Source organism: Actinokineospora xionganensis (genome assembly GCF_014323725.1).
GTDB classification, from domain to species: Bacteria; Actinomycetota; Actinomycetes; order Mycobacteriales; family Pseudonocardiaceae; genus Actinokineospora; species Actinokineospora xionganensis.
Genome location: NZ_JABVED010000012.1, coordinates 80,017 through 106,960, shown reverse-complemented (window position 1 = coordinate 106,960; position 26,944 = coordinate 80,017). Strand labels below are relative to the sequence as shown.

Genomic DNA, 26,944 nt, shown 5'->3' with positions numbered 1-26,944 from the left:
GTGGTTGCGCGCCCGCGGTTGTCACCCACACATGGCAGGATTCCCAGCGTGAACTCGCCCGCGGTCACCCCGGCACCTCTGCAACTCGCGCTGGGGGAGGAGGAATTGCTGGTCGAGCGCGCGATCCGCGCCGCACTCGACTCGGCTCGCCTCGCCGACCCCTCGGCCGACCTCACCCGGGTGCGCGTGGCTGAACTCACATCCCCCGAGCTGGCCGAGCTGGTCTCGCCGTCCCTGTTCGCCGAAGGCCGGGTGATCGTCGTCGAGGCCGCGCACGAAGCCACCCAGGACATCGCGGCCGTGATCATCTCGTACGTGAAGAACCCGGCCGACGGCATCGTGTTCGTCGTCGTCCACAACGGCGGCGGGCGCAAGGCGGGCAAGGACATCGTCGCCGCGATGCGCAAGGCGGGAGCGGTCGTCACCGAGTGCGCCAAGATCACCAAGCCCGCCGAGCGGGAGGCGTTCGTCCGCAACGAGATCCGCCGGGCGGGAGGGAAGACCGACCCGGCCGCCGTCGCGGCGCTGGTGGACTCGGTGGGCTCGGACCTGCGGGAACTGGCCGCCGCCTCCGCGCAGCTGGTGGCCGACACCGCGGGGGCCGTGACGGAGGAAGCGGTTCGGCGGTACCACCGCGGACGTGCGGACGTGACCGGTTTCGCGGTGGCCGAGAAAGCCGTGACCGGCGATGTTCCCGGCGCCCTCGAGGCCCTGCGGTGGGCGATGCACCTCGGAGTCCCACACGTCCTGGTGGCCGACGCCCTCGCCGACGCCGTCCGGACAGTCGCGCGGGTGGCGGGCGCGGGCCGGGCGGATCCGTTCCGGTTGGCCGGTGAGTTGGGCATGCCCGCGTGGAAGGTCAAAAAGGCGCTGGCCCAGAGCCGCGGGTGGAAACCCACGGGCCTGGTAGAGGCGATGCGCGTGGTGGCCGAGGTCAACGCCGACGTGAAGGGCATTGCCGCCGACGCGGACTACGCCCTGGAGCGGGCGGTCCTCCGCCTCGCGAAGGCACACCGCCGCGAGTGAGCGGCTGAACTCCCGCTCCTTTGACTTGGCGAGCGGGGAGCAACGACGCTCCCGGCGCGGATTACGCCCTGGAGCGGGCGGTCCTTCGGCTGGCGAAGGCTCATCGGCACGAGTGGGCCGCTGAACTTCCCACGGACGGCGGAGGGGAGAGCGTCGTTGCCGATACGGATTATGTGCGGGCCATCCGGCTGGCTGGCGCCTGCTTGCTACTCAGTCACCGGCGCCTTTGGGGTTCGGCTGGCGAGGATTTCGTCGCGGCGGGCCAACCGGTTATTGCGGCGGATCTCGGCCTCCACCCCGCGGCGTTCGTCTTCCGGGGTTTCCGGCTTCACCGGGGGCACCGCCCGGGGGTTGCCCTCGCCGTCCACCGCGACGAAGACCAGGTAGGCGGTGGCCACCCTGGTGGGTGCGACGCCCGCGCGGTCCCACGGCTCGGCCAGGACGCGCACTCCCACCTCCATGGAGGACCGTCCCGCCCAGTTGACCTGCGCGTGGGCGTGGACCAGGTCGCCGACGCGGACCGGGTGCAGGAACGTCATGCCGTCCATCGCGGCGGTGACCGCCGGGCCGCCGGAGTGGCGTTGGGCGACCGCGCCCGCGACGTCGTCGACGAGCTTCATGATCACGCCGCCGTGCACCGTGCCCAGGAGGTTCGTGTCCAGCGCCGTCATGATGTGCGACAGCGACGTGCGGGCCGCGGAGGTGGGCTTCGGGTCCAGATCCATGGGGCGAAGTGTGCCCCAGACGCCCGCGCCGCTCATCAGCGAGGCAAGCCCCGGAACGCCGACAGCGCCGCCCACCAGTGCGGTGGACGGCGCCGTCGAGAAAGGCTTGGGTCAGCCGAGCTTGTTGACCGCCAGGGCCATCGCCGACTTCTTGTTGGCGGCCTGGTTGGCGTGGATGACGCCCTTGCCCGCGGCCTTGTCGAGCTTGCGGCTGGCGTCCTGCAGCAGCTCCAGGGCCTTGGCCTTGTCGCCGGCTTCGGTCGCCTCGCGGAACTTGCGGACCGCGGTCTTGACCGAGGACTTGACGGACTTGTTGCGCTGGCGCGCCTTCTCGTTCGTCTTGATGCGCTTCATCTGGGACTTGATGTTGGCCATGCGTAACTCCTCGATTCAAAAACGCGGATTGCGCGCCGCTGTCTTCATGTGGCCCTGCTTACGCAGGTCTCCTCCAGGGCGGAGTGCCGTACGGCGCGTCGAGCAAGGTTAACAGGCCTGGTCCTGGCCTCACCCATCGGCTCTTCCGGTTGCGGAATGACGATCAGCCCCCCGAAATGTCAGACCAACACCAGGCATTCGAGAGGAGACGGATCGTGAAGGCCCTGTGGAGTGAATTCAAGGCGTTCGCGCTCGGCGGGAACATGTTCGACCTGGCGCTCGGCTTCATCATCGGCACCGCGTTCGCGGCCCTGGTGGAGAGCCTCGCGGGCAACGTGCTGATGCAGCTGGTCGCGGCGATCTTCGGCAAGCCCGACTTCAGCAGCCTCATGTTCACCGTCAACGGCGCCGAGCTCAAATACGGCGCGTTCCTCACCGAGCTGTTGAACTTCCTGCTGCTCGGCCTCGTGCTGTTCGGCCTGGTCAAGCTCATGAAGAAGGCGGGCCTGGGCAACTTCCGGGCGCAGGGCAGCCGTGAGTGCCCCTACTGCAAGGAGTTCGTCCCGATCGACGCGCTCAAGTGCAAGTGGTGCACCGCCGACATCGAACCCGCGCTGCTCGACGAGGAGGATACGGAGCTCATCGCCTCGCGGACGAAGGTCGCCGAGTAGTCAGTCCGCGTCCTTGGGCGGGCGGCCGCGCCGGGGGAGGCCGCCCGCCCCGTCAGGCAGCCGCCCCGCCTCGGCGAGGGCCCGGCGGAGCATGAACTCGATCTGCGCGTTGGTGCTGCGCAACTCGTCGTTCGCCCACCGGGCCACCGCGTCGTGCACGGCCGGGTCCAACCGCAGAAGGACCTTCTTGCGCTCGGCCATCAGTGGTAGAGCGACCCGGCGTTCACCACGGGCTGGGCCTCGCGGTCACTGCACAGCACGACCATCAGATTGCTCACCATCGCCGCCTTGCGCTCCTCGTCGAGGTCGACCACGTCGTTCTCGGCGAGCCGGGCCAACGCCATCTCCACCATGCCGACCGCTCCCTCGACGATCCGGGTGCGGGCCGCGACCACCGCGCCCGCCTGCTGCCTGCGCAGCATCGCCTGCGCGATCTCCGGCGCGTACGCCAGGTGCGTGATGCGCGACTCGATGACCAGCACCCCGGCCGCCTCGACCCGGGCGGCGATCTCCGCGGAGAGCCGCCGGGTGATCTCGTCGGCGTTGTCCCGCAGCGACATCGCGTCTTCGCCGTGGACGTCATACGGGAACGTGTTGGCGATGTGCCGGACCGCGGTCTCGGTCTGGATGGCGACGAAGGCGATGAAGTCGTCGACCTCGAACACCGCGCGGGCGGTGTCCTCGACCTTCCAGACCACCACCGCGGCGATCTCGATCGGGTTGCCGTCGGCGTCGTTGACCTTCATGACCGCGGTCTCGTGGTTGCGGATCCGCGTCGACACCTTGCGTCGGGTGGTGAACGGGTTCACCCAGCGCAGGCCGTCGAGCCGCACCGTGCCCGTGTAGCGGCCGAGGAACTGCAGGACCCGGGCCTCGTTGGGCGCCACCATCGTGAGCCCGCCCCCCGCGAGCCCGGCCGCGATGACCGCGACGACGCCCAGGACGATCGCCCCCGCCGCCACCGGCGTGCTGATGTTCACGCTGTCGGCGAGCCCCCCGATGCCGACGCCGATCAGTCCCAGCCCGGCGACCGCCAGCACGAACGCCGCGCCCGCCAGCGGCAGCCCCGCCGCGCCGAACGCCTCCTTCTCGCGCACTCGCGGCGACGGCAGCACTGGGCGTTCGAAGTCCTGTGGTGTGGTCATAGCGTCCTCCCCTGGATATCTATTGCCAAGCAAAGTGATATCACTTTTCCGGGGAAGCTGTCCAGTCACCGCCAGCCGTAGCGGTCCCGCAAAGCGGCGGCGACCAGGGTGAAGCGGTCCGCTTCGAGGATCGAGCCCTCGCGGCGGATGTCGTCCTCGCCCAGCTCGAAGAGCCGGTCCAGCCGCAGATACGACACCCGGGCCTCGCGGTCCCAGGTGCCGGAGCCGACCTCAAGCCAGTCGTCGCGCTCGCGATCGTGCGGAGTTTTGCTCGACAGCATCAGCGCGCGCAGGCCCGATCCCTGCCTGCCGACGACCAGCAGCGGCCGGTCCTTGCCGCGTTCCGGATCGTCCTCATAGGGCACCCAAGCCCAGACGATCTCGCCCGGATCAGCGTTTCCGTCGAGATCCGGGGCGTAGTCGATGGTGGCGGGACGGTCGGTGGACGCCTCCCGGACCGCGCCGCGGGCGGGTCGGGGGTCATCAGAGGTAGCTCGCACGGGGCGGGAGCGTAGTCGCGCGCGAGCCGGATCCCCGGTAGGACTTGTGGTGTGGAGTTCCTGACGAGCCGCGTGATCATCCATCCGCGTGACCCCGAGCGGTCCATGGTCTTCTATCGGGACGTCCTCGGCCTGGCGATCTTCCGCGAGTTCCCCGGCGGCACGGTGTTCTTCCTCGGCGGCGGCCAGTTGGAGCTCTCGTCGACGGGGTCCGAGCCCGCGTCCCCCGACCTCGCGCTGTGGCTGCAGGTGCGCGACCTCGCCGCCGCCGTCGCCGAACTGCGTGAGCGTGGCGTCGAGTTCACCCGCGAGCCCCGGCTGGAGCCGTGGGGTCTGCATGAGGCCTGGCTCGCCGACCCTGACGGGGTCCGGATCGTGCTGGTGCAGGTCCCGCCCGAACACCCCATGCGGCGCGACTCCCGCACCCCGTGACCGTCATCAACCCGTAAGGACTTCCACGGGCCGTCGTGCGCGATGATTCGGTTCCGACGACGTGGAGGTTTCAATGCGCCGCCCTGCCCTGGTGCTCGCCGCCCTTCTCCTGCTGGCGGGGTGCGGCGGCACGCCTGCCCCGGCCGGTCAGCCCGAGCCCGGCACGACCGCCGCGACGACCGCTTCCACGAGCCCGGCCGCGGGTTCGTCGGCCCCGGCCGCAACGGCGGCCGTCCCGGAGAAGCTCCAGTTCACCGCCATGACCGTCGACGGCAAGGATTTCCGCGGCGACTCGCTCGCGGGCAAGCCCGCCGTGCTGTGGTTCTGGGCCCCGTGGTGCCCCAACTGCCAGCGTGAGGCGGCGGGACTCGCCGAGATCGCCAAGGCGAACGACGGCAAGGTCACCTTTGTCGGCGTCGCCGCGCAGGACCGGCTCGAGGCCATGCGCGACTTCGTCCAGAAGCGCGGAGTCGGCGGCTTCACCCACCTCGCCGACACCGAGGCCGCACTGTGGAAGCGCTTCGGCGTGACCTACCAGCCCTCGTATGCCTTCATCTCCGCCGACGGGACCATCGAGACGCAGACCAAGCAGCTCAGCAAGGACGCCCTCGCCGCCAAGGTCGCGGGTCTCGCGGGCTGATGGGGGACCTGGGGCTCGCGCTCGTCGCGGGCATGTTGGCCACGGTCAACCCGTGCGGGTTCGCGATGCTGCCGGGCTACCTGGCGCTCGTCGGCGGGGCCAAGGTCGGTCGGGCGCTGGCCGCCGCCGCCCTGATGACTGTCGGGTTCATCGCGGTCTTCGGCATCTTCGGCCTGCTCAGCGCGCCCTTCGCGGCGACGCTGCAGCAGTATCTGCCGGTTGTCACCGTGGTGATCGGCGCCGCGCTGGTCGTCGCGGGCATCGTGCTGCTGTCCGGGCGTGACCTGCCGCTGCCGATCCCCAAACCCAGCCGCGGCGCGCCGAGCACACGGATCATCTCGATGATCGGCTACGGCGTGGCGTACGCGGTCGCGTCGCTGTCGTGCGCGGTCGGTCCGTTCCTCGCCGTCGCCGGTATCGCCCTTCGCGGTGGCAGCGTCGTCCCGTTCGTCGCCTACGGCCTGGGGATGGGCCTGGTCGTCGCGGTGCTCGCCGTGGCGGCCTCGATGACCTCGCTGGTGCGCCGGATGCTGCCGTACGTCAACCGGGTCGGCGGCGTGCTGCTCGTCGTCACCGGCCTCTACGTCGGCTACTACGGGATCTACGAGTTGCGGCTGTTCCACGGCGACGGCGACCCGGCCGATCCCGTGGTCGAGGGGGCCTCGGAAGTGCAGGGTTGGCTGGTCGGAGTCCTCGACGACCTCGGTCCGGTGCCGCTCGTGGCGGCGTTGGCCGTGCTCACCGTGGGTGCCGCCCTCGTCGCACAGCGCCGCCGGAAAGCGCCGGATCAGTCGTGACCTTGGGGCATGGGACGATGTACGCATCCATTGACCATGCGAGGACCTGAGTGGCTACGTTCGCTGACAAGACCTTCACGACACCGGAACTGATCCGGAACTTCTGCATCATCGCGCACATCGACCACGGCAAGTCCACGCTGGCCGACCGCATGCTGCAGATCACCGGCGTCGTCGAGGCCCGGGACATGCGCGCGCAGTACCTCGACCGGATGGACATCGAGCGCGAACGCGGCATCACCATCAAGGCGCAGAACGTGCGCCTGCCGTGGGTCGTCGACGGCACCGAGCATGTCCTGCACATGATCGACACGCCCGGCCACGTCGACTTCACCTACGAGGTCTCCCGCGCGCTCGACGCCTGCGAGGGCGCGGTCCTGCTGGTCGACGCGGCGCAGGGGATCGAGGCGCAGACGCTGGCCAACCTCTACATGGCCCTCGACCGCGACCTGACGATCATCCCGGTGCTCAACAAGATCGACCTGCCCGCCGCGGACCCGGACAAGTACGCGGCCGAGATCGCGCACATCATCGGGTGCGAGCCCGACGACGTGCTGCGGGTCTCCGCGAAGACCGGCTTCGGCGTGAAGGAGCTGCTCGACGAGGTCGTCAAGATGGTGCCCGCGCCGGTCGGCGACGCCGACGCGCCCGCCCGGGCGATGATCTTCGACTCGGTCTACGACACCTACCGCGGCGTGGTCACCTACATCCGCGTGGTCGACGGCAAGATCACCCCGCGCGAGCGGATCAAGATGATGTCCACCGGCGCCACGCACGAGCTGCTGGAAGTCGGGATCATCTCCCCGGAGCCCAAGCCCAGCGTGGGCCTCGGCGTCGGCGAGGTCGGCTACCTCATCACCGGTGTGAAGGACGTCCGCCAGTCGCGAGTCGGCGACACGGTGACGTCGGAGCGCAAGGGCGCCACCGAGGCACTCGCCGGCTACCGCGAACCGCGGCCGATGGTCTACTCGGGGCTCTATCCGGTCGACGGCTCGGACTACCCGGACCTGCGTGAGGCCCTCGACAAGCTGCAGCTCAACGACGCCGCGCTCACCTACGAGCCGGAGACCTCCGCCGCGCTCGGGTTCGGCTTCCGCTGCGGCTTCCTCGGCCTGCTGCACCTGGAGATCACCCGCGACCGGCTTGAGCGCGAGTTCGGCCTCGACCTGATCTCGACCGCGCCCAACGTGGTCTACCGGGTCGTGCAGGACGACGGCACCGAGCTGACCGTGACGAACCCGTCGGACTGGCCCTCGGGCAAGATCGCCGAGGTCTTCGAGCCGATCACCAAGTGCACGATCATCGCGCCCAGCGACTACATCGGCGCGATCATGGAGCTGTGCCAGGGCAAGCGCGGCCAGCTCGGCGGCATGGACTACCTGTCCGAGGACCGCGTCGAGCTGCGCTACACGATGCCGCTCGGCGAGATCATCTTCGACTTCTTCGACAACCTGAAGTCGCGCACGCGTGGCTACGCCTCGCTGGACTACGAGGAGTCCGGCGAGCAGGCCTCCGAGCTGGTCAAGGTCGACATCCTGCTGCAGGGCGAGGGTGTCGACGCGTTCAGCGCGATCGTGCACAAGGACTCGGCCTACGGCTACGGCACCCGGATGGTCACCAAGCTGCGCGAGCTGATCCCACGCCAGCAGTTCGAGGTGCCCATCCAGGCCGCCATCGGCTCCCGGGTGATCGCCCGCGAGACCATCCGCGCCATCCGCAAGGACGTTCTCGCCAAATGCTACGGCGGTGACATCAGCCGTAAGCGCAAGCTGCTCGAGAAGCAGAAGGAAGGCAAGAAGCGGATGAAGATGGTGGGCCGGGTCGAGGTCCCCCAGGAAGCCTTCGTCGCCGCCTTGTCAACCGACGACTCGGCAACCAAGAAGAAGTAGCACTCAGACCTCGTAGTCGAACGTGTAGGTGTGGCTGCCGTCCTCGTGGCGGGTGATCACGAACTCTCCGGTCAGCCCGGCGAGTTCGTTGGTCCCCGTCCCAGGGACGACAGTCACCTTCGCCGACTGCTCGTCGGGGGACGCCGTGGCGGTGTGCTGCAGCACGAAGCTGCCCGCCCGGCCGTTCAGGTCGCCGTGGACGCGCTCGATCGCCACGTACGCCCCGGTGCCCGCCTCCGGGTTCTGCGCGCCGATCATGTGCACCTCGCTGGTGCCCACCAGCGCGCCCGAGAAGGTCTTGGTCAGCGTGACGTGGCCCAGGTGCGTCCCGCCGTCGTCGTCGTACGGGTCCTCGGCCTTCCACTCGTCGATCACGAACTCGCCGCTGACATGCTCGGCCATGCTTCTCCCCTTGGACTGTCGTGCCTCAAGGGCATCATGGCATCCATGACCGACACGCGTGATCCGCTTCCGACGCTGCGCGAGCTGTGTCTGGCCATGCCGGAGTCCACCGAGCGGGTCAGCCACGGTGAGCCGACGTGGTTCGTCCGGGACAAGAAGGTCTTCGTGTCCTACGCCGCCCACCATCACGACGACCGCGTCGCCTTCTGGTGCGCCGCGCCGCCGGGTGTGCAGGAGGAGATGGTCGCCGAAGACCCGGAGCGGTACTTCCGGCCGCCGTACGTGGGCCACCGTGGCTGGCTTGGCGTGTATGTCGACGTCGAGGTGCACTGGGACGAGATCGCCGAGATCGTCGAGGAGGCGTACCGGATGGTCGCGCCGAAGCGGCTGGTCGCCGAACTCGACGCCCGCGGCTAGGGGGCGCCGAGGAAGGCCAGGGCGGCGGTGTACTTGGCGCGCAGCCTGCGCTGGGTGTGCTCGTCGAGCTTCGCGAGCCGGTCGGGGGAGGTGTTGTCGGCGATGTCCGCGAACTTGACCGCCAGGGCGATCGGGTTGGCCGCGACCCGGGCCAGGTACGTCTCCTGGTCCTCCCCGGCCACCTTGCTGATCGCGACGACAGCGGCCACGACCTCGGGTGGGCATCCCTGCGCCGCGAGGTCCTCGGCCGTCACCGCGGTGTCCTCGATGACGTCGTGCAGCACGGCGGTCATCTGCTCGTACTCGCCGCTGACGTTTTTCATGACCCGCAGGGGATGCCCGATGTAGGGTCGGCCGGACTTGTCGACCTGGCCCTCGTGCGCGTCGCGGGCGATCCGGATGGCGTCATCGACGGTGAACATGTCGAGAATCTAACCGCCTCCGCTGGAACCGCACGTCGATCACGGACGTCCTGGAGACAACACCGCTTGAGGAGGCCGACGTGGATGACCCCTGGGGACTGACCGGTCCGGAGTTCATGCAGCTTTACTGGATCGCCGTCGCGTTCGCTGTCGTCGTGGTCATCGTGGCCAAGGTCCGTTCCCGGTCGGTGGCGCAGCCGCAGCCAGGTGACCGTGGTGACCTGAGCCCGTACGACCTGGCTCTGCTCGCCGCGGGCCCGACGCGGGTCGAGCACACCGCGCTGGCGGGTCTGCTCGCAGGCGGCGCGGTCCGGGTCAGCCGCGGCGGCAAGATCAGCCGGACTGTGGGTGGTCCGGGCCCGGCCGATCCAGTGCAGGACTTCGTCTACGCCCGGTTCCGCAAGGCGGGCAAACTGGGTCCGCTCGGCTTCGCGAACAGCCCGCTGGGCAGGCAGATGATCGACACCCTCGACCAGCGCGGCTTCATCACCTCCATGCACCGCGCGGCGCGGCTGCGGCGGGTGCACTGGCTGTTCCTGGTCATCATCGGCGTCGGTCTCGCCAGGCTGGTCAACGGCCTGCAGCTTGAGCGCCCGATCGAGAACCTCACGGTCGCGTTGTTCATCACGCTCGGGATCTGGATCGTCTGCCGGATAATCCTGGGCCGGGCCAGGAGCAAGATCACTGCGCGCGGCCGCGAAGCGCTGGACTACCACCGGACGCAATCGCCTCGGATGGCCGCCACCGGCGCGATGGTCGGCTTCGCCGTCCTCGGTCCGATCGCGCTCTACGGCCTGACCGCGTTCCCGGACGAGGAACTCAACGAGATCCTCGCCATGAACACGGCCTCCGCCTCCGCCTCCACCTCCAGCTCGAGCGACGGCGGCGGGTGCGGCAGCGGCTGTGGGAGCAGTTGCGGCAGCTCCAGCAGTTCGGACAGTTCCAGTGGCGGCGGTGGCAGCAGCTGTTCGAGCGGCAGCAGCTGCGGCGGAGGTAGCAGCTGCGGCGGTTGATTCGGCGGCTACTGTCGGAGGGGTGTTCGCTGACCTCGAAGTGCCGGTGATCATCGCCCCCATGGCCGGTGGGCCCAGCACGCCCGCGCTCGTCGCGGGCGCGGTGGAGGTGGGGGCGTTCGCCTTCCTCGCCGCCGGCTACCTCAGCCCCGAAACCCTGCGCGAGCAGATCGAGGCCACCCGCGCGCTGACGCCGAAACCGTTCGGTGTCAACGTGTTCGTGCCCGGCGCGGAGTCGGCAGCCGATCTGGGCCTCTACCGGGATCTCGTGTCGCGGGAGGCGAACCGGCTCGGCGTCGAACCGGGCGAGCCGACCTGGGATGACGACCACTACCCGGCGAAGATCGACTTGTTGGTCGAGCTGGCGGTCCCGTGCGTGTCCTTCACCTTCGGCCTGCCCATTGCCGACGACATCGCGCGGCTGCGAGCTGTCGGCGCCACCGTCGTGGCGACGGTCACCACACCCGCCGAAGCACGGGCGGCAGTCGGCGTGGATGCCTTGTGCGTGCAGGGATCGGCCGCGGGTGCCCACCGCGGCTCGTTCACCGCGGACGCCCCGGCCTACGACCTGCTGCCGCTGCTGCGGCTCATCGCGGCCGAGATGGACCTGCCGCTGATCGCCACCGGCGGGCTCATGCGCGGCGCCGACATCGCCGCGGTGCTCGCCTCCGGCGCCGTCGCGGCCCAACTCGGCACGGCGTTCCTGCGTTGCCCGGAAGCCGGAACCCAGCCCGCGCACCGGGAAGCGCTCGCGGCGGGGGAGCGGGAGACCGTCGTCACCCGCGCGTTCAGCGGGCGGTCCGCGCGCGGCATGGCCAACCGGTTCATCGCCGAGTACGGCCCGCACGTGCCTGCCGCGTACCCGGAGATCCATCACGTGACTCGCCCGATCCGCGCCGCCGCCGCGAAGGCGCGAGACCCGGAGGCGATGGCGCTGTGGGCGGGCCAGGGCTACCCGCTGGCGCGGGAAGCGCCGGTCGCCGAGGTGATCGGCACGCTTGTGCGTGAACTCACCGACGCGGCCACTCGATTGGCGCAGCGGCACGCGAAATAACCGGGCGACCGTGCTGAATCTGCTGTGGACTGTTGTGCGGTTGGCCACAGAGAGGTCTACGGCGGACACAGTCGGTGTCTAACCTCGGCGGTAATCCACTTCTTCGAGGGAGTTCCCCATGGTTGGACTTCCCACTCTGGGCACGGTCCGGGCCGCCGCCGAGAACGTCGCGCACAAGGCGCTGTTCGGCGGCTTCGCCGACTTCCGACCGCTGCCGCGCACCGCCGTCGACTCCGGTCGGACGCGGTCGGTGTTCGAATACCACCTGCCCGATGGCGTCGAGGCCGCTGGCCTGCCGACGCTGCTGGTGCCGCCGCTGGCCGTCCCCGACTACTGCTTCGACCTGCGCCGCGGCTGCAGTGTCGTCGAGCACCTGATTTCACAGGGACGGCCGACGTACGTAGTCGAGTACGGCGGCATCGGCTTCGGCGACCGCGGTCTCGGGCTGGAGCACTGGGTCGAGGAGGTTCTGCCTGCTGCTGTGCGGGCGGTGCACGAGCGGACAGGGAAGCCGGTCCACGTCGTCGGTTGGTGCCTCGGCGGCATCATGTCGGTGTTGGCCGCGGCCCGCATGGGTGCCTTCCCGATCGCGTCGCTGACGGTGATCGCCAGCCCGTTCGACTTCAAGGCGATCCCGTTGGTGGCCCCACTGCGCCCCCTGATCGAGGCGACCGGCGGTCATGCGCTGACACCGCTCTATCAGGCGTTCGGCTCGATTCCGGCGCCGCTGGTGCGGAAGGCGTTTCAGCTCAGTGGGCTGGACAAGCAGATCATGAAACCGATCTCCATCGCGCGGAACCTCGCTGATCGCGATTACCTGGCGCAGATCGAGGCGGTGGATAGGTTCACGGACAACATGGTCGCCTATCCGGGGCGGACCGTGGCGCAGATCTACCACCGGTTCTTCCGGGCGAACGACTTGGCTGACGGCGAGATCGTGCTCGGCGGCACTCGGGTCGAGATCGGGCGGGTCAAGCAGCCGACGCTCGTGATCGCCGGTCGCGGTGACGCGATCGCACCGGTGAAAGCGGTGCGGAAGCTGACGGAGTTGTTGCCGGAAGCGGCTGAGGTGCGGTTCGAGACCGCGCCAGGTGGACATCTTGGAGTGCTGACGGGTCGTGGTGCTCGGCTGGGGACGTGGCCTTTGATCGACGAATTCCAGGTGCGGCACGACGGTTGAGTTCGATCGGCGGTCTTGGTCTGGTGGAGCCTGTTTGGTCCTGCCCCTTGCGATTTGTGGTGCTTGGGGCCGCCACCACCTGATCATGGTCGTGGATCGACCCGCTGCGTTTGTGGGTGGGAGGTGGGCGAGTCAACCAGGCAGGCCGTTGGGTTCCGCCCCCTCGCGTTCGGGTGGTGAGTTCCCTAGTCCCAGTAGTTGAAGAGGGCTTCACCGAGGGTGTTGGGCTTCCAGTACCTGATGTCGCGTGGGTCGAGGTTCGGCCACAGTGTGGGGTCGCACGGCTGGTTCAGCTCCGCTGTCGTGAGCACTCGGTACCGGCCTGCCATAACCGCCAGCAGATCAGGATCGTCCAGGAATGTCAGCGGGCCTGATTCCGCGCCGTCGGTGATCTCGATGGTTCGCGGCTCGGCGAGGGTGACCAGTGCCAAGTCGCGACTGCACACCGCCGCGATCAGGCGATCGCGATACGCGATCACGCCTTGGTGAAAGTTCGGTGCCGCACGGTCGGAGAACCGGAACTCGATCACCTTGCCGCCCGTCTTGCGCGCGGCGTCGTGGCAGGTCATGCGGAATTCGCGGCGGTCAATCACCGACATCAGGTCGCGACCAGGGCCTGTCGGCCGGTGTGGGCGGTGAAGTTCGCGATCAGGTCGGCTGTCAGTGCGGGGTCGTCGAGCTGTGGGCAGTGGCCGCACTCGTCGAGGATTCGCAGAGTGCTGTGCTCCACGTCCCCGTGCAGGCGCCTGCCTGCTTCGACGGCGACCAAGCGGTCGCGCCTGCCGGCCACCACCAGCAGGGGGATACGGATGTCATGGGGCCGGTAGGCGTCGTGGAGTTCGCTCAGGAGGGTTTGGCCGCGGCCGAGCAACTCCTTCGTCGACCGGTGGTCGCGGACGAGCGAGGCGAATCGGGCTACGGCGTCGGGGCACGCCGAGCCGGGTCGCGCGAACAAAATGCGGGGGATCACCGTCGACGCGATCGCGCGGACCGCGAGGCCGGGGACCGGCACCGGCAGCCACGAGTACAGGCGCACCGGCAGCGCGTTGTCGCTCAGGGCGCGCAGCAGCCAGGAGTCGCTGAAGCCGGGGGCGGCGATGGAGATGACGCCCGCCAGCGGCAGCGCCTGGTTCTGTGCGGCCCGCACCGCCGCCGTGCCGCCCATCGAGTTCCCGACGAGCACCACCTGACCCGACCGGGCCTCCGACGCGACCAGTGCGGCGAGGAAGGCGTCGAGTTGGGGGAGGATCGGGCCCTCCGCCAGGTCGTCGGCCTCGCCGAAGCCGGGTTGGTCGACGGCGACCGCCGACAACCCGCGTGCGGCGAACTCGGCCAGCACGCCACGCCAGGTGTCGGCGGAGTCGCCGAAGCCATGGAGGAGCACGACGCGGGGGCCACGGCGGCGGGAGCCGACCGACAGCGCCCGCGTGCGCACTCCGCCATACGTGTGGCGCGTCACCCGAATGGCGTCCGACATAGCGTCCGAATGTAGGCGACGAACGCGAGAAATCCTCGATACGCGCCGGTAACGAAGTGGTGCCGGTTTTAGCTGGTGAAGACGATCTTCCCCGCCGTCTCGCCGTCGAGCATCTGCTGGAAACCGTCCCTGGCCTGCTTGAACGGCATCTCCGCGCCGATCCGCGGCTTGATTCCCGCGGTATCGCAGAAGGCCAGCAGGTCGGCCAGTTCCTCGCGGGTGCCCATGGTCGAGCCGACCACGCGCAGTTGCAGGAAGAACAGCCGCTGCAGGTCGGCGCTCGGGTCCGGGCCGCTGGTGGAGCCGGAGACGACGATGATGCCGCCGGGCTTGAGCGCGCGCATCGAGTGCGACCAGGTGGCCTTGCCGACGGTCTCGAACACGCCGTCGACCTTCTCGGGCAGCCGGGCGCCCGACTCGAACACCGCGTGCGCGCCCAGCTCGGTGGCCAGCGCGCGCTTCTCCTCGGTGCGCCCGGTGACCCACACCCGCAGGCCCGCGGCCTTGCCGAGTTCGATCAGGGCCGTCGACACCCCGCCGGAGGCGCCCTGCACCAGCATGGTCTGCCCGGGACGCAGCCCGGACTTCACGAACAGCATCCGGTAGGCGGTCAGCCACGCGGTCCCCATGCAGGCGGCCTCGGCGAAGCTGAGCCCGGCGGGCTTGGGCAGCGCGTTGCGGGCGGGCACGATCACCGTGTCGGCGAAGCTGCCCTGGTGCTTCTCGGTGAGCAGCGTCCGCGTCGGGTCCAGGGTCTCGTCGCCGGTCCACGCCGGGTCGCCGATGACCGAGTGCAGCACGACCTCGGTGCCGTCGGCCAGCACCCCGGCTCCGTCGCAGCCCAGGATCATGGGGAACCGCTCCGCCTTGATCCCGACACCGCGCAGGGTCCAGAGGTCGTGCATGTTGAGGCTGGCGGCCTTGACCGAGACGGCGACCCAGCCGTCGGGCACCTCGGGCTCGGGCCGTTCCCCGATCTCGAGGGCGGCTAGCGGGTCATCCGGGCTGGGCGCGGTGGCGTAGACGGCGAACATGGTCGTCAACTTATCCACCGGCGGCGGCCGGTGCCGCGCGGAAGTGGCCAAGGTCTACTGTCGAGCCGTGTTTGACGGGTTGTCCGACTGGTGGAACGACGTGGAGCTGTGGGTCATCCAGCTCCCGTTCGCGGCGCAGTTCGCCCTGGTGATGGCTGTGCTGCTGCCGCTGTGTGTGGTGGCGGCCTGGGCTATCGACCGGGTCGTGGACTACGCGTCGGCCCGTTTCGGCACCTCCCGCGACGAACGCCCGCTGGGGTCGCGCGCGGGTCCCGGTACGGATTCGTAGGCTGACCGGGTGGGTTCGAGAAAACGCATCACCGCCGCCCTTGTCGGCCTCGTCGTGCTGGTCCTCGCCGGGTGGCTGATCCGGGAGGTCGGCTCCGGCGACGCCGCCGCGCCGCCGCCGGGCGCGGCGGCCGTTCCTGGTGTGGAATCAGGTCTGGACGTGCGGCCGCTGTCGCAACTGCCCAAGGAGGCCGCCGACACCTGGCGGCTCATCCAGCGAGACGGGCCGTTCCCCTACCCCCGCAACGACGGCACCACGTTCCAGAACCGCGAGAAACTGTTGCCCGCCAAAAAATCCGGCTATTACCGGGAGTACACCGTGCCCACCCCTGGCAGTCCAGACCGCGGCGCCCGCCGCATGATCTACGGCAACGGGAAAGAGCTGTTCTACACCGGCGACCACTACGCGTCCTTCGTGCTCGTGGACCCGACCCGATGATCGAACACGTGTTGGACGGGTCCGCGGTGCGCAGCAAGCGCGCGATGTACACCGCGATCGCCAAGACCCTGTCGTTCCCCGACTGGTTCGGCCACAACCTCGACGGGCTCTACGACTGCCTGACGGACCTGTCGTGGCTGCCCAAGGGCGAGCACGTGCTGATCTGGACGCACTCGGAGGTCCTGGCCAAGGCCGACCCGTCCGGTTACCGCGCCATCCGCGAGGTCCTCGACGACGCCGTCGAGGGTGCGACCGATCCCGGCCGCACCCTCTCCGTCGTGCTGGCCAAGCCTCAGTCCTGAGGCACCCAGTTCGGCTTGCGCTTCTGCGCGAACGCGGTGATCCCCTCCTGGCCTTCCGGGCTCGCGAAGAACCCTGCGGACAGCTTGAGCATCTCCTCGAAGTCCGTGGACAGGTCCGCGGCCGGGGTGCGGCGCAGCATCTCCTTGGTGGCCGCCAGCGCGAGCGGGCCACCGAGGGCGAGCATCCCGGTGTAGCGGTCGACCTCGGCGTCGAGCCGCTCGGCGGGGACCGCGGAGTTGATCAGCCCGATCTGCACGGCGCGCTCGGCGTCGAAGCTCTCACCGGTGAGGAACAGCTCGTGCGCGGCCCGGGGGAGCAGGCGCGGCAGGACGGTCACCGAGATGATCGCGGGCACGACGCCGATGCGGACCTCGGTGAACGCGAAGGTGGCGTCCGAGACCGCGATGGCGATGTCGGCGGCCGCAACGATGCCCACGCCACCCGCGCGGGCCGGTCCGGCCAGCTTGGCGACGACCGGCTTCGGGCTGGTCCAGATCTGCTCCAGGATCGCGGGGAACTCGTTGACCCCCTGGTCGCCGGACGACGCGCCGCCCGCCTCCTTGAGGTCCATGCCCGCGCAGAACACGGGCCCGGTGTGGTCGAGGACGATCACCCGCACGGCGTCGTCGGCGAGCGCCGCGGACAGGTGCTCACGCAACTCGCCGCGCAACTGCCGCGACAGCGCGTTGCGGTTGTGCGGAGAGTCCAAAGTGATCCGCGCGACGCCTCGGGAAACCTCGTAGTGCACCAACTCGTCAGCCATGCCGCCCAGACTATCCACGCCTCGCCGACGCCAGGATCTCGCCAAGGCTAGTCGTCAGGCGGGGATAGTCGGCGGGAGACATCGTCGTCCAGTCACTGCTGCCGGGGCCCGCTTGACACTCAGCAGGCAACGGCCCTGGGCCGTTGTCGAGCCAGGTGAGGCCGGGCAGCCGCCTCGGCTTGCCTGAGCACCTCGATCTGCTTGTTGAACTTGCTCAGTACCTGGTCTGCGGAGTGTGGACCGCCAGTCGCGAGCTGTTCGTTGAACGCACTGATCTGCCCCCAAGCGGGCCGTCTGGGCGGGCGTCTGGTCCTGCGCCTCCATCCACTGGCGCGTCTTCTCCTGGGCCCTTTGTTGCGCAGGCGTCAGCGGTGGCCGACGGACGCGTGACGTCGAATGGTACTGCCTGACACAGCGGTGCCGAGCCGTCGCAGGGGCGGCTCGGCATCGCTGGTTGGGGTTGCTATCCGATCGTTGTGGTGGTGATGACCGGGTTGGGGTTCGGGTAGCACTTCGTCGGGACATTCATGTCGCCGAAGAAGGAGCCGACCACGGCGGTGAACGTGAGACCCGGGTTGGTGTAGCTCGTGCCGTAGAGCTTGGTCTGGATCGTGCCGGACGACCCCGCGGTGAGGTTCGCCGTCACCGTGGGCAGTTCGAACGTGGAGCCGCCCGCGATCGGGCCGGACGCGGTGATCGTCGCGATTCCGTTGGAAACACTGATGTTCGTCGTGCCCACGTTCGACCCGCCGGACAGGGTGGCGGAGACATAGGTGGAGTTCGCCGGAATCGGCACCTTGAGCGCCATGGTGTGCACCCGCTTGACGGTGTAACCGTTGACCTTGGCCGGAACCGTGTTCGGCGCCGGGTCGATCACGATGGTCAACGCGCCGCCGGGGGCGACGGTGGCGGGGGCGGTCACCTCCGCGCCTTGCTGCAGGGTGAAGTACTGCGCACCCGCCGGGCTGTCGCCTCGGCAGTCGAAGTTGACTGTCGTCGGCACGGCGGCCGCGACCGGTGCGAACGCCAGGATCGGAACCACCGCGAGAACTGCGATGGAAAGGGCTCGACGTAAGGTCGAATTCATATCTGGTCACCTCGAATGTGCTGGGGGGACAACGGTTCGGGGTGGATCAGCCGCGGCAACGAGATAGTTACTTTCGAGTAGCCTCGCGGTCAAGTTTTCACGTTTAACACAAAGTCATGGTCGGCAACTATCCGACGACAGCGCGTTTTGATCACTGCCGGACAGTTGCGCCACTCGGGTGGCGGTCGCCGACGAACAACGTGGGCCACCACTCGACTGGCCCACGACAGGTGGCGCACGGCTATCGGCCTAAGGCCAGGCGGGTGGATATGTGTTACGCCCGATTACCCGAACCTGTTTCAGGCCGTGCGGAGGCTCGCAAGCCGCGATTCGTCGTAGCGGTCCAACACCAGATCGGCCACCTCGACGGCGGATCCGAGGGGCGCGGCGATGACGACGCCCGGGTCGATGCCCCGAGCCCGGGCCGCGACGCGGTCCGGCAGCAGACCGGGCGCCAGAAACCACGACGCCACAGCGATTCGCTGAGCTCCCAGCGCGCGCAGGGCTGACATGGCCGCGGGCACGCCGGGTTCGGTGCCGGAAGCGAAAGCGGTGCGGACACCCGACCAGCCCATGACGCGCGACCAGCGGTCGGCCACCTCGTGCACCCGGGCGTTGGCGGGCGCGTGCGACGACCCGGTCGCCGCGAGCACGACGCCCACGGTCGGATCGTCAGGCGCCACACCGGTTTCCGCGAGCCGGCGCAACGCGGCGACCTCCAAGCGGGCATCAGGCCCGAGTACATCGGTCACCGTCACCGACAGCCTGGGCAGCCGCGCGCACGTCTCATCGATCAGCGCGGGCAGGTCCACCCGGGCATGGAAAGCCCGGCCCAGCAACAGCGGGGACACCACGACCTCGCGGTGTCCCTCGCCGTGCAGCCGCGTCAACACGTCGGTCAACAGCGGCCGAGACAGGTCCAGGAACGCCCCGTGGACGTCCAGTTCCGGCCGCCGTGAGCGCACGACGTCCAGCAGTTCGGCCACCGTGGCGGCCGAACGCGGGTCACGACTGCCGTGGGCGACGGCGATCAGGGGAGTCATCTAGTGCGTGCCCGCCAGCCCGCGCGACTTCAGCACCGACTTCTCCAGCGGTCGGAACAGCAGCAGCTCGATGCCGACACCGACGAAGAAGATCAGCGCGATGCCTGCCATCACCATCGACATGTCGGACAACGACATCCCGTTGTGGAGATACTGACCGAGGCCGAATCCGAGCTGGGGCGACTGGGCGATCAGCTCGGCGGCCATGAGCGAGCGCCACGAGAACGCCCAGCCCTGCTTCATCCCCGCCAGGTAACCGGGGAGGGCCGCGGGCAACAGGATGAAGCGCGCGTTGTCGATCCGGCCCGCGCCGAGGACCTTGCCGACCCGAGGCAGGATCGGTGGTATCTGGTCGATACCCGCGACCAACCCGTTGGCGATCGACGGCACCGCGCCGAGCAGCACGACGGCGTAGATCGTGGCGTCGGTGAGTCCGAACCACAGCACCGCCGCGGGCACCCACGCCACCGACGGCAGGCTCTGCAGACCCGAGATCAGCGGCCCGAAAGCGGCCCGGAAGAGCCGCACCTTGGCCAGCAGCAGACCCAGCGGGGTCGCCACCGCCAGCGCGATCAGGAAGCCGATCACCGCCCGGTGCACCGAGACCCAGAGGAACTCCCAGACCTGGCCGCTGTCGATCAGGGTCTGGATCTGGTCCCACACCGCGAGAGGAGCGGGCAGCTGGAACTCCGGCCAGATCGCCCGAGACCAGAGGAACTGCCACAACCCGACTATGGCGACGAGCGCCACGATCGGCGCCAGCACTTGGCGCAGCAGGTCGCGGCGGGCGGCACCGCGTGTGGTTCCGGTCGGGGTGTCGAGCGCGTCGAGTCCGGCCTCGACGGCGGCTTCGTCCTCACGCAGTTTCGTCTCATGCTGCGGCATGACTACTGATCACCTCGCGCAGGCGGGCGTTGATCTCGTCGATTCGGGCGGACTCGGCGGTCTGGGACAGCCCGTCGACGTCCCACTCCTGCACCACCCGGCCGGGCTTGGACGACAGCAGCACCACGCGCTGGCCGAGGCGCACGGCCTCACGCACGTCGTGGGTGACGAACACGACCGCCGTGCCCGTCGCCTTCCACACGCGCAGCAACTCGCCCTGCAGGACGTCGCGGGTGATGGCGTCGAGCGCGGAGAACGGCTCGTCCATCAGCAGCAGCGAGGAGGCCTTGCCGCCGTTGCCGGAGATCGCCGACGCCAGCGCCCGGGCCAGGGCGACGCGCTGGCGCATGCCGCCGGACAGCTCGTGCGGGCGCTTGTCGCCCACACCGCCCAGCCGCACCAGTTCCAGCAGTTCCAGCGTCTTGGCCTGCCGCTCGGCGCGCTTGACGCCCGCCAGCCGAAGCGGCAGTTCGATGTTGCGCGCGGCCGTCAGCCACGGCATGAGCGCCGCTTCCTGGAACATCACGGCCGGGCGGGTGGTGGTCAGCTCGATCGAGCCGGCGCTCGGCTTGTCCAGCTTCGCGATCAGGTTGAGCACAGTCGTCTTGCCGCAGCCGGACGCCCCGAGGAGGCAGACGAACTCGCCGGGCGCGACGGTCAGGTCGATCCCGTCGAGCGCGGTCACGGCACGAGTGCCGTGACCGAACGACTTGCGGACGCCGGTCAGCCGTACGGCGGCGTCGATAGCGGTGGGCACGGGTGCCTCAAGCGTCGCGGTCATCGTCCTCGCCTGCCTTCCTCGGTTGTCCACTACTTCTTGTCCAGGCCTGCTGCGTCGGCCGCGGGCTTGCCCGCCGCCTTGAGCACCTCGTTGAGCGCGGTCAGGTCGACGAACCCGGAGAGCTCGGTTTCCTTCGCCGCCACACCCGCGGTGACCGCGTCCTTCGCCAACTGCGGGAAGGTGCCCGCCAGCGGGTCCGGGTCCAGCGCGATCGTCGTGAACGCGCGGTCGATGACCGGGGGGGCCAATCCCTTGCCTGTCAACGCTTCGAGCTGCTTGTTGATCGCGGCCTTCGCGCCCGCCCCATCGGCCTTGGCGAAGTCGTTGGCCGCGAGCAGGCCACGCAGCAGAGCCTTCACGGTCTGGGGGTGGTCCCTGAGGAACTGGGTGCGGACCAACAGGACGGTGGTCGGGAACTTGCCGTCCGTCCACAGGTCCTTCTCGTCGAGCAGGACCTTGCCGCCCGCGTCGAGCACCAGCCGCGACGCCCACGGCTCGGGCAGCCACGCCGCCTGCACCTCGCCCTTCTTGAAGGCGTCGAATGTCTGTGGGTTCTCCCGGTTGGTCACCTCGACCTTGTCGGTGAGTCCCTTCTCGACCAGCCACTTCTTCAGCGCCACGTCCTGGGTGCTGCCCAGCCCGGGGGTGACCACCGTCTTGCCCGCCAGATCTTCCGCCGTGGTGATGTCGGCCGAGACGACGAACTGCGCGCCGCCGGACGTGCCGCCCGCCACGAGCCGCACGGCCTTGCCGTCGGACTTGCCGAAGCCGTTGATGGCCGGGCCGGAGCCGATGAAGCCCGCGTCGAGCGAACCACCGAGGAACGCGCTCATCTCCGTCGAACCGTCGTTGAACTTCGTCGGCACGAGCCTGGTGGCGCCCAGTTCCTTGGCGAACAGGCCCTCCTCCAGGCCGATCAGCGCCGACGCGTGCGTGACGTTCGGGAAGAACCCCAGCCGCAGCTCCGTCGCCGGGCCCTTGTCGGGACCCGTCGTGGGCTCCTGGGCCGACTCGACACGCGTGCAGCCTGCCACGAGAAGGGAGAGGGCGGCGGTCGCGGCGGTCAGTCTGGTCAAGCGGGTCACGGCTGGAGCCCTTTCGATGGGGAGTGGGTTTACGGACCGGGCGAGACGACGGCATCGCCGTCGGTGGTGCTCCGGTCCGTCTCCAGCGCGGACAGGCCCGCTCCGACGAGGCCCGCGGCGAGCGTGGACCCGTCGGCCGCGTCGATCACCAGGAAGGCCCCGGTGCGCCGGTTGACGGAGTAGTCGTCGACCGGCAGCGGCTCGGCGGTGCGGATGGTGACCTGCCCGATCTCGTTGAGCTGCAACGCGCCGGGAGTGGCCACAGTGGACAGTTTCTGCTCGTCGAACCGGGCGTGCAGGTCGGCGACGATGGCCTGGACCGTACTCGCGCCGTGCTTGACCAGCACCCGCGCGCCCGGCTTCAGCGCCTTCTCCGACAGCCACGCCAGGGTCGCGTCGAACTCGTCGGTGACCGCCGGCGCGTCGACCGCCGCGGCGATCAGGTCGCCCCGGGTGATGTCGATCTCGTCGGCGAGGATCAGCGTGACCGAGCGGCCCGCCTCCGCTTCGTCCAGCTCACCGTCGTGCGTGTCGATGCGCGCGACAGTCGTGCGGAGGCCGGCCGGAAGAACGACGATCTCGTCGCCCTTGGTGACCGTGCCCGCCGCCACCAGACCCGCGTAGCCGCGGTAATCGGTGTGCTCCGCGGTGTTCGTGCGGATCACGTACTGCACGGGGAAGCGGAACGGGACGTGGTGCGGGTCGGGCTCGACCGGCACGTTCTCCAAGTGTTCCAACAGAGTCGGGCCGGTGTACCAGGGCGTGTGCGCGGAGCGGTCCACCACGTTGTCGCCGACCAGTGCCGACACGGGGATCGAGAGCACCGAGCCGATCGGGTAGCCCAGGGCGGTGGCGTGGTCGGTGAACTCCTTGGCGATGACCTCGAAGATGCCCTCGTCGTAGTCCACCAGGTCGATCTTGTTGACCGCCAGCACCAGCTGCGGCACACCCAGCAGCGCCAGCACGGCCGCGTGCCTGCGGGTCTGCTCCAGCACACCCTTGCGCGCGTCGACCAGCAGCACGGCGAGCTGCGCGGTCGACGCGCCGGTCACGGTGTTGCGGGTGTACTGCACGTGTCCGGGGGTGTCGGCGAGCACGAAGGACCGCTTGGGCGTGGCGAAGTAGCGGTACGCCACGTCGATGGTGATGCCCTGCTCGCGCTCGCTGCGCAGGCCGTCGACCAGCAGCGACAGGTCCGGAGTGGACAGTCCCTTGTCGACGCTCGCACGGTGCACGGCGTCGAGCGTGTCGGCCAGGACCGACTTGGTGTCGTACAGCAAACGTCCCACCAGCGTGGATTTACCGTCGTCCACGCTTCCAGCGGTGGCAAGCCGCAGCAAATCAGGAGGGAGATCGCGCAGCGTTGTCATTAGAAGTAGCCCTCTCGCTTGCGGTCTTCCATGGCTGCCTCGGAAAGGCGGTCGTCAGCACGGGTCGCGCCGCGCTCGGTGAGCCGGGACGCGGACACCTCGGCGATGACCGCCTCGATGTCGGCGGCGTCGGACTGGATCGCGCCGGTGCACGAACCGTCACCGACGGTCCGGTAGCGGATGGTCAGCTCCTGCACGGTCTCGTCCGCGTTCGGCCCGAACCACGGACCCGCCGTCAGCCACATGCCGTCGCGCTGGAACACCTCGCGCCGGTGGGCGTAGTAGATGGACGGAAGGTCGATGTTCTCGCGCTGGATGTAGCGCCACACATCGAGTTCGGTCCAGTTCGACAGCGGGAACACCCGGACATGTTCGCCCGCGCGGTGCCTGCCGTTGTACAGGTTCCACAGTTCGGGACGCTGCCTGCGCGGCTCCCACTGGCCGAACGAGTTGCGCAGGCTGAAGATCCGCTCCTTGGCCCGCGCGCGCTCCTCGTCGCGCCGCCCGCCGCCGAAGACCGCGTCGAACTTGTTGCTGGTGATGGAATCGAGCAGCGGCACGGTCTGCAGCGGGTTGCGGGTGCCGTCGGGGCGCTCCTCCAGCCGGCCGTCGTCGATGAAGTCCTGCACGCTGGCCACGACCAGGCGCAGCCCGTAGCGCTCGACGGTGCGGTCGCGGAACTCGATGACCTCGTCGAGGTTGTGCCCGGTGTCCACGTGCAGTAGCGGGAACGGCACCGGCGCTGGCCAGAACGCCTTGACCGCGAGGTGCAGCAGGACGGTCGAGTCCTTGCCGCCGGAGAAGAGGATCACCGGTCGGTCGAACTCGCCCGCGACCTCACGGAAGATGTGGATCGCCTCGGATTCAAGGCGATCGAGTGCGTCTAGCTTGTTCACAGCCTGGGTTGACTCTGTTGTTTTCATATCCCTTACCCGTGCAATCCGCACTCGGTCTTCGACTGCCCGGCCCAGCGGCCACTGCGCGCGTCCTCGCCCGGCTTCGGCAACGAGGTGCACGGCGCGCACCCGATCGACAGGTAGCCGATGCTGACGAGGGGGTTCTCCAGGATCCCGTGGTCGGCGATGTAGGCGTTGAACTTCTCGTCCGACCACGCCGCGATCGGGTTGATCTTCACCAGGTTGTTCCGGTCGTCCCACTGCACGATCGGCGTGTTCGCCCGCGTCGGTGCGTCCACCCGGCGCACACCGGTGACCCAGGCGTCATATCCCGCAAGGGTTTTCTGCAGCGGCACGACCTTGCGCAGGAAGCAGCACTGGGTCGGGTCGGTCTTGTTCAGCGGACCGAACTCGGCCTCCTGGTCGGCCACCGACTGCTCGGCCTCGGCGTTGACGATCCGCACCTCCGGGTAGACCGCGGCCACCGCGTCGCGGGTGCCGATGGTCTCGGGGAAGTGGTAGCCGGTCTCGAGGAACAGGATGTCGATCTCGCGCTTCGCCTGGTACGCCAGGTCGATCAGCACCGCGTCCTGCATGTTGGACGCGACGATGAAGCGGTCGCCGAAGGTGTCACGGGTCCAGGCAAGCGCTTCCTCAGCGGAGACCTCGGCGAGCTCCTTTTCCGCCCATTGAGCGAGTTTCTTCAACTCGGTCACTTCGCAACCCCCTGTGGCAGGTTCAACCCGACGAACTTCACCGTGAACACGCGCCTGCAGCTCGCGCACAGCCACGCGGACTGCGGCTCCTCCTGCGGGCGCAGGTCCTCATCGCCGCAGTAGGGGCAGTGGAACGGCGTGGCGCGCTCGGTCATCGCAGATCACCCTCGTCAGCCCGGGTGACCCACTGGGCGAAACGCTCGTCCGGCTCGCGCTTCGCGACGAAGTTGCGGACCACGCGCTCGACGTAGTCCGGCAGCTCGGTGGCGGTGACCTTGTGGCCGCGCAGCTTGCGGCCGAAGCCCGCGTCGAGGCCGAGGCCGCCGCCGAGGTGCACCTGGAAACCCTCGACCTGGGCGCCGTCGTCGTCGGTCACGATCTGGCCCTTGAGGCCGATGTCCGCGGTCTGGATGCGGGCGCAGGAGTTCGGGCAGCCGTTGATGTGCACCGAGATCGGCGCAAAGGAATTTTCGCCGGCGATGACGTCGGTTATGTCCTTGAGCCGGGCCTCGAGCTTCGCGACCAGGTCCATCGCCCGGTCCTTGGTGTTGACGATCGCGAGCTTGCAGAACTCGATGCCGGTGCAGGCCATCACGCCGCGCCGCCACACCGACGGCTCGGTCTGCAGGCCCAGCTTGGCCAGCTCCGTCTGCAGTGACGCAACCTCGGCCTCGGGAACGTCGAGGACGACCAGCTTCTGCTGCGGGGTGAAGGTGACCCGGGTGGACCCGGCGCGCTCGGCGGCCTTGGCCACCTGCACGAGGACCGAACCCGACACGCGGCCGACGATCGGGGCGGCGCCGACGTAGAACTTGCCGTCCTTCTGCTTGTGCACGCCCACGTGGTCGTAGGGGACCGCTGGGACCTCGGGCGCGGGGCCGTCGATCAGCTTGCGGTTGAGGTACTTCTCCTCCATGACCTCACGGAACTTCGCCGCGCCCCAGTCCTTGACCAGGAACTTGATGCGCGCGCGGTGGCGCAGGCGGCGGTAGCCGTAGTCGCGGAAGACGCTGATCACCGCGCCGTAGACGTCGGCCACCTCGTCGAGCGGCACCCACGCGCCCAGGCGCTGGCCGATCATCGGGTTGGTGGACAGGCCGCCGCCGACCCAGACGTCGAAGCCGGGGCCGTGCTCGGGGTGGTTGACGCCGACGAACGCGACGTCGTGGATCTCGTGCGCTACGTCCGGCAGCCCGGAGACGGCCGACTTGAACTTGCGCGGCAGGTTCGAGAACGCCTTGTCGCCGATGAAGCGGCGCTTGATCTCCTCGATGGCCGGGGTGCCGTCGATGATCTCGTCCTCGGCGATCCCGGCGACCGGCGAGCCCAGGACGACCCGCGGGCTGTCGCCGCAGGCCTCCATGGTGGTCAGGCCCGCGCCTTCGAGCTTGTTCCAGATCGCGGGCATGTCCTCGACCCGGATCCAGTGGTACTGGATGTTCTGCCGGTCGGTGATGTCGGCGGTGTCGCGGGCGTAGGTCTGTGACACCTCGCCGATCACCGCGAGCTGGCGCGTGGTGACCAGGCCGCCGTCGATGCGGATGCGGAGCATGAAGTACTCGTCGTCGAGCTCCTCGGGCTCCAGCGTCGCCGTGCGGCCGCCGTCGATCCCGGGCTTGCGCTGGGTGTAGAGGCCGTACCAGCGGAAACGTCCCCGCAGGTCGCCCGGGTCGATGCTGTCGAAGCCACCGTGCGCGTAGATGTTGACGATGCGGTCCCGCACGTGCAGCGGGTTGTCGTCCTTCTTGGCGCGCTCGTTCGGATTCAGCGGCTCGCGGTAGCCGAGCGCCCATTGCCCCTCACCCCGGCGGGCCTTGGGGCGGGCCGGGGCTGAGGGGGTCGACTGCGGGGTGGTCGACTCCGTGGTGGTGGGAGACACCGGCTGTCCTCTAGGGTCGGGGCGCTCGGGCGCACCGTCAGGGACCCCGGGAAATCAGGGATGCTCAGCCGGCGCGTCCGACGCCTGCTGAATTCGAGATAGGCGACGACGGATCAGGTGTACTGACGGCACATCGCGCTGGAGACACGACGGAAGTCGACGTGGCGGCGGGCCACCAGGAAGACTTCGGTCGCTGACATGGGTCCAGAC

General features: G+C 69.1%; 35 protein-coding genes. 13 read left to right on the top strand and 22 right to left on the bottom strand.

Translation table 11 applies throughout. The features are described from left to right. Nucleotides 1-48: 48 nt before the first annotated feature. A complete protein-coding gene (gene holA, locus GPZ80_RS21160; RefSeq protein WP_187222666.1) occupies nt 49-1,026 on the top strand; it encodes a DNA polymerase III subunit delta in 978 nt (325 codons plus the stop codon). 206 nt (nt 1,027-1,232) lie between these two features. On the opposite strand, the gene GPZ80_RS21155 is transcribed toward holA, so the two are convergent. Then, nucleotides 1,233-1,751 carry an acyl-CoA thioesterase gene (locus GPZ80_RS21155; RefSeq protein ID WP_222719629.1) on the bottom strand — a complete coding sequence of 173 codons (519 nt, stop codon included), beginning with the start codon at nt 1,749-1,751 and terminating at the stop codon, nt 1,233-1,235. Between the two features lie 111 nt (nt 1,752-1,862). Next, nucleotides 1,863-2,126, bottom strand: coding sequence for a 30S ribosomal protein S20 (gene rpsT, locus GPZ80_RS21150; RefSeq protein ID WP_187222664.1), 264 nt, complete (start codon nt 2,124-2,126; stop codon nt 1,863-1,865). A 215-nt stretch (nt 2,127-2,341) separates the two neighbouring features. On the opposite strand from rpsT, the gene mscL reads away from it, so the two are divergent. Then, nucleotides 2,342-2,797, top strand: a complete 456-nt coding sequence (gene mscL / locus GPZ80_RS21145; RefSeq protein WP_187222662.1) for a large conductance mechanosensitive channel protein MscL — start codon at nt 2,342-2,344, stop codon at nt 2,795-2,797. Here mscL and GPZ80_RS21140 read toward each other — a convergent pair whose 3' ends face one another. The 3 genes from GPZ80_RS21140 to GPZ80_RS21130 form a co-directional block, all read right to left on the bottom strand. Further along, on the bottom strand, nt 2,798-2,998 hold the full coding sequence (locus tag GPZ80_RS21140) for a type II toxin-antitoxin system antitoxin (RefSeq protein WP_187222660.1): 201 nt from the start codon (nt 2,996-2,998) through the stop codon (nt 2,798-2,800). Further along, nucleotides 2,998-3,942, bottom strand: a complete 945-nt coding sequence (locus GPZ80_RS21135) for an SPFH domain-containing protein (protein ID WP_187222658.1) — start codon at nt 3,940-3,942, stop codon at nt 2,998-3,000. The genes GPZ80_RS21140 and GPZ80_RS21135 overlap by 1 nt, the downstream gene beginning before the upstream one ends. Nucleotides 3,943-4,007: 65 nt before the next feature. Continuing rightward, nucleotides 4,008-4,442 (bottom strand): type II toxin-antitoxin system PemK/MazF family toxin, encoded by a 435-nt coding sequence (locus GPZ80_RS21130; protein ID WP_312880479.1) that lies wholly within the window; start codon nt 4,440-4,442, stop codon nt 4,008-4,010. 51 nt (nt 4,443-4,493) lie between these two features. Between GPZ80_RS21130 and GPZ80_RS21125 the strand changes: the two genes are divergently transcribed. The 4 genes from GPZ80_RS21125 (at nt 4,494) to lepA (ending at nt 8,200) form a co-directional block, all read left to right on the top strand. Beyond that, on the top strand, nt 4,494-4,874 hold the full coding sequence (locus GPZ80_RS21125) for a VOC family protein (protein ID WP_187222654.1): 381 nt from the start codon (nt 4,494-4,496) through the stop codon (nt 4,872-4,874). Nucleotides 4,875-4,947: 73 nt separating this feature from the next. Further along, nucleotides 4,948-5,514, top strand: a complete 567-nt coding sequence (locus GPZ80_RS21120) for a redoxin family protein (RefSeq protein WP_187222653.1) — start codon at nt 4,948-4,950, stop codon at nt 5,512-5,514. Next, a complete protein-coding gene (locus tag GPZ80_RS21115; RefSeq protein ID WP_187222651.1) occupies nt 5,514-6,311 on the top strand; it encodes a cytochrome c biogenesis CcdA family protein in 798 nt (265 codons plus the stop codon). The genes GPZ80_RS21120 and GPZ80_RS21115 overlap by 1 nt, the downstream gene beginning before the upstream one ends. Before the next feature lie 50 nt (nt 6,312-6,361). Continuing rightward, entirely contained in the window at nt 6,362-8,200 is a 1,839-nt protein-coding gene (lepA, locus tag GPZ80_RS21110) for a translation elongation factor 4 (protein WP_187222649.1), read from the top strand. 3 nt (nt 8,201-8,203) lie between these two features. Here the strand turns inward: lepA and GPZ80_RS21105 are convergent, their stop codons facing one another. After that, a complete protein-coding gene (locus GPZ80_RS21105; protein ID WP_187222647.1) occupies nt 8,204-8,602 on the bottom strand; it encodes a DUF3224 domain-containing protein in 399 nt (132 codons plus the stop codon). Nucleotides 8,603-8,647: 45 nt separating this feature from the next. On the opposite strand from GPZ80_RS21105, the gene GPZ80_RS21100 reads away from it, so the two are divergent. Further along, nucleotides 8,648-9,019 (top strand): MmcQ/YjbR family DNA-binding protein, encoded by a 372-nt coding sequence (locus GPZ80_RS21100; protein ID WP_187222645.1) that lies wholly within the window; start codon nt 8,648-8,650, stop codon nt 9,017-9,019. Here the strand turns inward: GPZ80_RS21100 and GPZ80_RS21095 are convergent. After that, nucleotides 9,016-9,441, bottom strand: coding sequence for an HD domain-containing protein (locus tag GPZ80_RS21095; RefSeq protein WP_187222644.1), 426 nt, complete (start codon nt 9,439-9,441; stop codon nt 9,016-9,018). The two genes, GPZ80_RS21100 and GPZ80_RS21095, sit on opposite strands and share 4 nt — an antisense overlap. A gap of 80 nt (nt 9,442-9,521) precedes the next feature. Between GPZ80_RS21095 and GPZ80_RS21090 the strand changes: the two genes are divergently transcribed. The 3 genes from GPZ80_RS21090 to GPZ80_RS21080 all read left to right on the top strand — a co-directional run bounded on the left by GPZ80_RS21090 (nt 9,522) and on the right by GPZ80_RS21080 (nt 12,688). Continuing rightward, nucleotides 9,522-10,454: a TIGR04222 domain-containing membrane protein gene (locus tag GPZ80_RS21090; RefSeq protein ID WP_187222642.1), complete on the top strand. Its 933-nt coding sequence runs from the start codon at nt 9,522-9,524 to the stop codon at nt 10,452-10,454. Nucleotides 10,455-10,476: 22 nt separating this feature from the next. After that, nucleotides 10,477-11,508, top strand: coding sequence for an NAD(P)H-dependent flavin oxidoreductase (locus GPZ80_RS21085; RefSeq protein ID WP_187222640.1), 1,032 nt, complete (start codon nt 10,477-10,479; stop codon nt 11,506-11,508). Between the two features lie 118 nt (nt 11,509-11,626). Then, a complete protein-coding gene (locus GPZ80_RS21080; RefSeq protein ID WP_187222638.1) occupies nt 11,627-12,688 on the top strand; it encodes an alpha/beta fold hydrolase in 1,062 nt (353 codons plus the stop codon). Nucleotides 12,689-12,873: 185 nt separating this feature from the next. Here the strand turns inward: GPZ80_RS21080 and GPZ80_RS21075 are convergent, their stop codons facing one another. The 3 genes from GPZ80_RS21075 to GPZ80_RS21065 all read right to left on the bottom strand — a co-directional run bounded on the left by GPZ80_RS21075 (nt 12,874) and on the right by GPZ80_RS21065 (nt 15,199). Then, the gene (locus GPZ80_RS21075; RefSeq protein ID WP_222719628.1) at nt 12,874-13,287 is read right to left on the bottom strand and encodes a hypothetical protein; all 414 of its coding nucleotides are present in this window, start codon (nt 13,285-13,287) and stop codon (nt 12,874-12,876) included. Then, nucleotides 13,287-14,165 (bottom strand): alpha/beta fold hydrolase, encoded by an 879-nt coding sequence (locus GPZ80_RS21070; RefSeq protein ID WP_187222636.1) that lies wholly within the window; start codon nt 14,163-14,165, stop codon nt 13,287-13,289. The genes GPZ80_RS21075 and GPZ80_RS21070 overlap by 1 nt, the downstream gene beginning before the upstream one ends. 68 nt (nt 14,166-14,233) lie before the next feature. Further along, nucleotides 14,234-15,199: a zinc-binding dehydrogenase gene (locus GPZ80_RS21065; RefSeq protein WP_187222634.1), complete on the bottom strand. Its 966-nt coding sequence runs from the start codon at nt 15,197-15,199 to the stop codon at nt 14,234-14,236. A gap of 67 nt (nt 15,200-15,266) precedes the next feature. Here GPZ80_RS21065 and GPZ80_RS21060 point away from each other — a divergent pair, with 67 nt between their 5' ends. The 3 genes from GPZ80_RS21060 to GPZ80_RS21050 are packed head-to-tail and all read left to right on the top strand — an operon-like array spanning nt 15,267 to nt 16,228. Next, a complete protein-coding gene (locus GPZ80_RS21060) occupies nt 15,267-15,488 on the top strand; it encodes a hypothetical protein (RefSeq protein ID WP_187222633.1) in 222 nt (73 codons plus the stop codon). Between the two features lie 9 nt (nt 15,489-15,497). Further along, complete coding sequence (locus GPZ80_RS21055; RefSeq protein ID WP_187222631.1) at nt 15,498-15,926, top strand: guanyl-specific ribonuclease; 429 nt, start codon at nt 15,498-15,500, stop codon at nt 15,924-15,926. After that, the gene (locus GPZ80_RS21050; protein ID WP_187222630.1) at nt 15,923-16,228 is read left to right on the top strand and encodes a barstar family protein; all 306 of its coding nucleotides are present in this window, start codon (nt 15,923-15,925) and stop codon (nt 16,226-16,228) included. The genes GPZ80_RS21055 and GPZ80_RS21050 overlap by 4 nt, the downstream gene beginning before the upstream one ends. Here GPZ80_RS21050 and GPZ80_RS21045 read toward each other — a convergent pair. The 12 genes from GPZ80_RS21045 to GPZ80_RS34070 form a co-directional block, all read right to left on the bottom strand. Next, nucleotides 16,219-16,992: an enoyl-CoA hydratase-related protein gene (locus GPZ80_RS21045; RefSeq protein WP_187222628.1), complete on the bottom strand. Its 774-nt coding sequence runs from the start codon at nt 16,990-16,992 to the stop codon at nt 16,219-16,221. The genes GPZ80_RS21050 and GPZ80_RS21045 overlap by 10 nt on opposite strands. Before the next feature lie 463 nt (nt 16,993-17,455). Then, complete coding sequence (locus GPZ80_RS21040) at nt 17,456-18,079, bottom strand: cyclase (RefSeq protein WP_187222625.1); 624 nt, start codon at nt 18,077-18,079, stop codon at nt 17,456-17,458. A gap of 299 nt (nt 18,080-18,378) precedes the next feature. Then, nucleotides 18,379-19,122 (bottom strand): sirohydrochlorin chelatase, encoded by a 744-nt coding sequence (locus GPZ80_RS21035; RefSeq protein WP_187222623.1) that lies wholly within the window; start codon nt 19,120-19,122, stop codon nt 18,379-18,381. Beyond that, complete coding sequence (locus tag GPZ80_RS21030) at nt 19,123-20,007, bottom strand: ABC transporter permease (protein WP_187222622.1); 885 nt, start codon at nt 20,005-20,007, stop codon at nt 19,123-19,125. Then, the gene (locus tag GPZ80_RS21025) at nt 19,994-20,788 is read right to left on the bottom strand and encodes an ABC transporter ATP-binding protein (protein ID WP_187222620.1); all 795 of its coding nucleotides are present in this window, start codon (nt 20,786-20,788) and stop codon (nt 19,994-19,996) included. The genes GPZ80_RS21030 and GPZ80_RS21025 overlap by 14 nt, the downstream gene beginning before the upstream one ends. 29 nt (nt 20,789-20,817) lie before the next feature. Continuing rightward, nucleotides 20,818-21,873, bottom strand: a complete 1,056-nt coding sequence (locus GPZ80_RS21020) for an ABC transporter substrate-binding protein (protein ID WP_187222619.1) — start codon at nt 21,871-21,873, stop codon at nt 20,818-20,820. A gap of 29 nt (nt 21,874-21,902) precedes the next feature. After that, nucleotides 21,903-23,243: a sulfate adenylyltransferase subunit 1 gene (locus GPZ80_RS21015; protein ID WP_187222617.1), complete on the bottom strand. Its 1,341-nt coding sequence runs from the start codon at nt 23,241-23,243 to the stop codon at nt 21,903-21,905. After that, a complete protein-coding gene (gene cysD, locus GPZ80_RS21010; RefSeq protein WP_187222615.1) occupies nt 23,243-24,166 on the bottom strand; it encodes a sulfate adenylyltransferase subunit CysD in 924 nt (307 codons plus the stop codon). The genes GPZ80_RS21015 and cysD overlap by 1 nt, the downstream gene beginning before the upstream one ends. Nucleotides 24,167-24,171: 5 nt before the next feature. After that, entirely contained in the window at nt 24,172-24,855 is a 684-nt protein-coding gene (locus GPZ80_RS21005; protein WP_187222613.1) for a phosphoadenylyl-sulfate reductase, read from the bottom strand. Continuing rightward, nucleotides 24,852-25,010: an Insertion element protein gene (locus GPZ80_RS21000; RefSeq protein ID WP_091372251.1), complete on the bottom strand. Its 159-nt coding sequence runs from the start codon at nt 25,008-25,010 to the stop codon at nt 24,852-24,854. The genes GPZ80_RS21005 and GPZ80_RS21000 overlap by 4 nt, the downstream gene beginning before the upstream one ends. Beyond that, nucleotides 25,007-26,734 (bottom strand): nitrite/sulfite reductase, encoded by a 1,728-nt coding sequence (locus GPZ80_RS20995; RefSeq protein ID WP_187222611.1) that lies wholly within the window; start codon nt 26,732-26,734, stop codon nt 25,007-25,009. The genes GPZ80_RS21000 and GPZ80_RS20995 overlap by 4 nt, the downstream gene beginning before the upstream one ends. A 113-nt stretch (nt 26,735-26,847) precedes the next feature. Then, entirely contained in the window at nt 26,848-26,934 is an 87-nt protein-coding gene (locus tag GPZ80_RS34070) for a putative leader peptide (protein ID WP_376771706.1), read from the bottom strand. Nucleotides 26,935-26,944 lie beyond the last annotated feature (10 nt).